This is a genomic window from Kitasatospora sp. NPDC007106 (assembly GCF_040634455.1).
Lineage (GTDB): Bacteria > Actinomycetota > Actinomycetes > Streptomycetales > Streptomycetaceae > Kitasatospora > Kitasatospora arboriphila.
The window spans coordinates 1-5,367 of the sequence record NZ_JBEYFP010000410.1 but is presented as its reverse complement, the minus strand read 5'-3'; the positions used below and the strand labels follow the sequence as shown (position 1 = coordinate 5,367).

The window sequence follows — 5,367 nt, the reverse complement described above, 5'->3', positions numbered from 1 at the left end:
GAGCCGGCGCCCCCCAAGGCCGGATCCGCCGAGCCCGCGCCCAAGAAGCGCGGCCCCAGCGCTCTGGCCGGCCCGTCCGTCCGGGCCGGGTCAGCCGGTGGTGGTGACGGTGACGGTGGTGAAGCCGAGCGAGCGGAGCAGTCCCTGGAGCATGGCGGTGGTGTTGGTCTCGGCGGTGGCGGTCAGCGCGGTGTCGCGGGCGGCGGTCTGGATCTTCTCGGTCGCCAGGACCTCCAGCCGCTGCTGGTCGCCGGGGTTCCCGGAGAAGAAGTCGCCGATCCGGTCGAACAGCCCGCGCTGCTGCGAGAACACGTAGGAGCGGCGGACGTCCAGGGCGGCGTCGGCCAGCTCGGCGTGCGGCAGGGCGATGGCGGCCGTCCGGCGGTCCGCGGAGACGGTCACCGCGCCCTGCGGCAGCGCCCCGAGGTCGACGTAGGCGCCGACGCTGCCGGTGGCGACGTACAGGGTGCGCTTGCCGAGCAGCTGCGAGGGCAGGAACTTGGCGTCCTGGTCGAGGTCGACGATGACCTGGAAGTTGCCGGTGGCCGCGGTGTAGCGGCTCATGTTCTGGATGGACTTGAGGACGGCGGGTCCGCTGCGGTCGACCTCCCGTTCGGCGAACGGGTTCGGCAGGCCGGGCAGCAGGTCGAGCCCGGCCGCCGCCAGCAGCAGGACGAGGACGGCGGCCAGCGCGACCGGCAGCCCGAAGTACCAGGGCAGCCTGCCGCGTCCGCCGCCGCCCCGGGCGGGCCGCCCGCCCGGGGGTCTGCCGCCCGCCTCGGACTCGTCGTCGTGCTCGGGCGTGCGCTCTGGTGCGGACCGGCGGGCCATTGCGGAACCTCCCTGGGGCGTCGGCGGCGGGCTCGGGTGTCCGGCCCGGCCCGCGGATCCTTCCCCCGATCCGGAGTTCGATTCAGACGGCCCAGGGCGGGTTGACGACCGAGCCGTCGGGGAGGATCGCCCGCAGCCCGGCCGTGGTGGTGACCCAGGCGGCGGCGGGCCCCGGCCCGGGGTTGTCCACCTTCAGCCGGCTGCCGGCCGGGACGACGACGGTGTCGCCCGGCGCGAGGACGGTGGCCTCGCCGTCGAGGGTCACGGTCGGCGCGCCGTCGAGCAGGTGCAGCACCTCCTCGCCGCTGACGGTGTGCTCCACGCCGGTGGTGCCGGCGGGGACGTCGAGCCGCCAGCTGCGGAGCAGGTCGGCGCCGGTGGCGGCGGAGGCGTACGAGGTGAAACGGGCACCATGCAGGTCGAACACGGTGGCGTGGTCGGGTCGGACGACTGGCACAGCTGTCTCCTTGGCATGCGGAAGGTCAGTTCGCTTGACTATATGATCAATCAGCTTGACGATTTCGTCAAGCGACTGGACTTCTTTGGGAGGTCGATGTGCCCTCGGTACCGACGAACCGTCAAGCACCTAGACTGACCGCCATGGACGAGCCCGCCGCCCGCGCCCTGCCGCCCCTGGTCCTCGGCCTGGCCGCCGACCTGGTCCGCAGCATCGACGACGGCGTCCGGGCCCGCGGCTTCGACGACCTGCGGCCCGCGCACGGCTTCGCCTTCGTCCGGCTCGCCCCCGACGGCGCCACCGTCGGCGAACTCGCCGAGCACCTCGGCGTGACCAAGCAGGCGGCCAGCCAGATGGTCGAGGAACTCGTCCGCAAGGGGTACGTCGAACGGCACCCGCACCCCGCCGACGCCCGTGCCCGGCTGGTCGTCCTCACCGAGCGCGGCTGGGCCTGCACCCGCGCCGCCGACGAGGCCGCCGCCGACGCCGTCCGCCCCTGGCGGGAGGCGCTCGGCGAGCAGCGCCTGCACCGGCTCACCGCCGACCTCGCCGCCCTCGGCCCCAGCGGCCGCATCCGGCCGGTGTGGTGACGGCGGCCGTCCGCGGCGGCGCGCCCCCGGCCGTCAGGCCACGCGGATCGGGCCCCGGCTGACGCGGGGGGCCTCCTGGAGGGCGGCCACCGGGGAGACCGAGGCGCGCCACAGCCGGGCCGCCGACCAGAGCGAGGCGACCAGCAGCAGTCCGTTCCGGGCGACGATCACCAGGGTCGGCTGCCAGCCGCCCTTGATCATCGCGTCGAAGAAGAGCGGGTAGTCGACGGTGGTGACCCCGACGGCGAGCAGGATGACCACCGCCACCGGGCGCTGCGAGGACCCCCGCACCGTCAGGCAGACCGCGGCCAGCCCGATCAGCCAGATCAGGTACTGCGGGCTGATCACCCGGCTGGTCACGGTGAACAGCAGCACCGCGGTCAGCGCCGCGTCGTACGGCAGCGCCGGGTTCCACCGCCTGGCCCGGAAGCGCCACAGCAGCAGCCAGCCGAAGGCCAGCGCCGTCAGCACCAGCGACACCCGGGCCACCAGGTCGACGTGCGGGCCGAGGAACTCCAGCGAGCCGTAGTGCATCTCCACCTCGCCCGGCCAGCCCAGCTCCCGGGCCACGTGCAGCACGCTGCCGCCGAGCGACTCGATCTCCACGCCCCGGCCGCGCTGCGCGGTCAGGAAGTCCATCGCGCCGTCGAACAGGGTGGCCATCACCAGCAGCAGCGCCGCCGCCGACAGGCACATCCCCGTCCACGCCTGCCGGGTCCCCTTGCCGCGCGGCGCGCCCAGCACCACCAGGGCCGGCCACACCTTCACCATCGCGCCGATCCCGGCCAGCGCCCCGCCCGCCCGCGGCCGGCTCGGCATCAGCAGCAGGGCGGCCATCGCCAGTGCCGTCACCGGCAGGTCGTAGCGGCCGTACGGCAGGCCGAGCAGCAGCGGCAGGGAGAGCGCCCACATCCAGGCGCCCGCCGTCGACCGCCCCCGGTGCACCCCTCCGTTGCGGCGCAGCGAGACCCGGACCAGCGCGGCCTGGGTGACCGCGTCGGTGAGCAGCATCAGCAGCGCGAAGGCCTGCAGGTAGGTGAGGAAGGGCAGCAGCCCGGGGGCCAGCATGGCGAGCGCCGCGCCGGGCGGGTACTGCCAGGTCACGTCGCCGACCGGGAAGTGGCCGTCGCTGAGGACCAGGAACCAGTGGTAGTAGGTGCGGTGCACCTCGATCGCCTGCTCGGCCTTGCCGGAGCGGAGCATGCCGATCATGACGAGGCGGGAGGCGATCCAGTACCCGGCCAGGGCGAGCGCCTCGCGGGGCCAGGTCGTGGGCCGCGTCCAGCGGAACGGCCCGCCCAGGGGCATTCCCCACTGGGTGACCGGGGTCGGGGCCTGAGCCACCATCGCCTCCACGGAGAAAGCTTCGAGTGCCTGTGATCTATCTCATACCAGACAAATCGAGTCGGGTAATCACGGTGAAACCGTGTGTCACCGACCGTCAGCACAACGCGCCACGCCGCCCCCAGGACACGGCCCGACCCGATCCGGCAGGCCGTACCTGCCAGAATGCAGGGCGTACCAGGAGGAACCCCGGGAGAAGGTGGCAGGCCCCGTGACCATGCCGGTCGAACGCAAGATCGCCGAAGAGCTGGGCGTCCGCGAAGGGCAGGTGAAGGCGGCCGTCGACCTGCTCGACGGCGGCGCGACCGTTCCCTTCGTCGCCCGCTACCGCAAGGAGGCCACCGGCGCACTCGACGACGCCCAGCTGCGCACCCTCGAGGAACGGCTGCGCTACCTGCGCGAACTGGAGGAGCGGCGCACCGCCGTCCTGGAGTCCGTCGAGGCCCAGGGCAAGCTGGACGACGCGCTGCGCGCCCAGATCCTCGCCGCCGACTCCAAGGCCCGCCTGGAGGACATCTACCTGCCCTTCAAGCCCAAGCGGCGCACCAAGGCCCAGATCGCCCGCGAGGCCGGCCTGGAGCCGCTCGCCGACACCCTGCTCGCCGACCCCTCGCAGGACCCGGCCGCGCTCGCCGCCGGGTACCTGGGCGAGGCCGTCGCCGACACCGCGGCCGCCCTGGACGGCGCCCGCGCGATCCTGGTCGAGCGCTTCGGCGAGGACGCCGACCTGGTCGGCTCGCTCCGCGAGCGGATGTGGACCAGGGGCCGCCTGGTCGCCGCCGTCCGCGAGGGCAAGGAGCAGGACGGCGCCAAGTTCGCCGACTACTTCGACTTCGCCGAGCCGTTCACCAAGCTGCCCTCGCACCGCATCCTCGCCATGCTGCGCGGCGAGAAGGAGGAGGTCCTCGACCTCGACCTCTCCCCCTACGACGGCGAGGACGGCGACCTGCCCGGCGAGAACGACTACGAGCAGCGGATCGCCGCCCGCTTCGCCATCGCCGACCGCGGCCGCCCCGCCGACAAGTGGCTCACCGACACCGTCCGCTGGGCCTGGCGCACCCGCATCCTCGTCCGGCTCGGCATCGACCTGCGCACCCGGCTGCGCCAGGAGGCCGAGGACGAGGCCGTCCGGGTCTTCGCCGCCAACCTGCGCGACCTGCTGCTCGCCGCCCCCGCCGGCACCCGCGCCACCATGGGCCTCGACCCGGGCTTCCGCACCGGCGTCAAGGTCGCCGTCGTCGACGCCACCGGCAAGGTCGTCGCCCACGACACGATCTACCCGCACCAGCCCGCCAACAAGTGGGACGCCGCGCTCGCCACCCTCGCCGCCCTCGCGAAGAAGCACGCCGTCGACCTGGTCGCGATCGGCAACGGCACGGCCTCGCGGGAGACCGACAAGCTCGCCGAGGACCTGATCAAGCGCCACCCCGACCTCGGCCTCACCAAGGTCATGGTCTCCGAGGCCGGCGCCTCCGTGTACTCCGCCTCGGCCTTCGCCTCGCAGGAACTGCCCGGCCTGGACGTCTCCATCCGCGGCGCCGTCTCCATCGCCCGCCGACTCCAGGACCCGCTCGCCGAGCTCGTCAAGATCGACCCCAAGTCGATCGGCGTCGGCCAGTACCAGCACGACCTCAGCGAGGTGAAGCTCTCCCGCTCGCTGGACGCCGTCGTCGAGGACTGCGTCAACGCCGTCGGCGTCGACGTCAACACCGCCTCCGCGCCGCTGCTCACCCGGGTCTCCGGCGTCACCGGCACCCTCGCCGACAACATCGTCGCCCACCGCGACGCCAACGGCCCCTTCCGCACCCGGCGCGCCCTCAAGGACGTCGCCCGGCTCGGCCCCAAGGCCTTCGAACAGTGCGCCGGCTTCCTGCGGATCCCCGGCGGAGACGACCCGCTGGACGCCTCCGCCGTGCACCCCGAGGCCTACCCCGTCGTCCGCCGCATCCTCGCCGCCACCGGCGGCGACCTGCCCGCACTGATCGGCAACGGCTCCGTGCTGCGCTCGCTGCGCCCGGCGGACTTCGCCGACGACACCTTCGGCGTCCCCTTTGGTCGCCCCGGTCAACTCGATCGCCGGGACGGCGCCGGCCTTGTGCGGGCTCACGTGAACCACCTACCTCCTCGGCCGGCGTCGTCGCCGGC

General features: G+C 73.7%; 5 protein-coding genes. 2 read left to right on the top strand and 3 right to left on the bottom strand.

What is annotated here, in order from left to right; translation table 11 throughout:
- Nucleotides 1-90: 90 nt before the first annotated feature.
- Nucleotides 91-831 carry a DUF4230 domain-containing protein gene (locus ABZ641_RS24825; protein WP_344626063.1) on the bottom strand — a complete coding sequence of 247 codons (741 nt, stop codon included), beginning with the start codon at nucleotides 829-831 and terminating at the stop codon, nucleotides 91-93.
- Nucleotides 832-913: 82 nt separating this feature from the next.
- Complete coding sequence (locus ABZ641_RS24820) at nucleotides 914-1,288, bottom strand: cupin domain-containing protein (RefSeq protein ID WP_344626062.1); 375 nt, start codon at nucleotides 1,286-1,288, stop codon at nucleotides 914-916.
- A gap of 143 nt (nucleotides 1,289-1,431) precedes the next feature.
- Here ABZ641_RS24820 and ABZ641_RS24815 point away from each other — a divergent pair, with 143 nt between their 5' ends.
- Nucleotides 1,432-1,878 carry a MarR family winged helix-turn-helix transcriptional regulator gene (locus ABZ641_RS24815; protein ID WP_344626061.1) on the top strand — a complete coding sequence of 149 codons (447 nt, stop codon included), beginning with the start codon at nucleotides 1,432-1,434 and terminating at the stop codon, nucleotides 1,876-1,878.
- A 33-nt stretch (nucleotides 1,879-1,911) separates the two neighbouring features.
- Here the strand turns inward: ABZ641_RS24815 and ABZ641_RS24810 are convergent, their stop codons facing one another.
- On the bottom strand, nucleotides 1,912-3,225 hold the full coding sequence (locus tag ABZ641_RS24810; protein WP_344626071.1) for a glycosyltransferase family 87 protein: 1,314 nt from the start codon (nucleotides 3,223-3,225) through the stop codon (nucleotides 1,912-1,914).
- 214 nt (nucleotides 3,226-3,439) lie between these two features.
- Here ABZ641_RS24810 and ABZ641_RS24805 point away from each other — a divergent pair.
- The coding region (locus tag ABZ641_RS24805) for a Tex family protein (protein WP_359985026.1) at nucleotides 3,440-5,367 on the top strand (1,928 nt) is incomplete at its 3' end.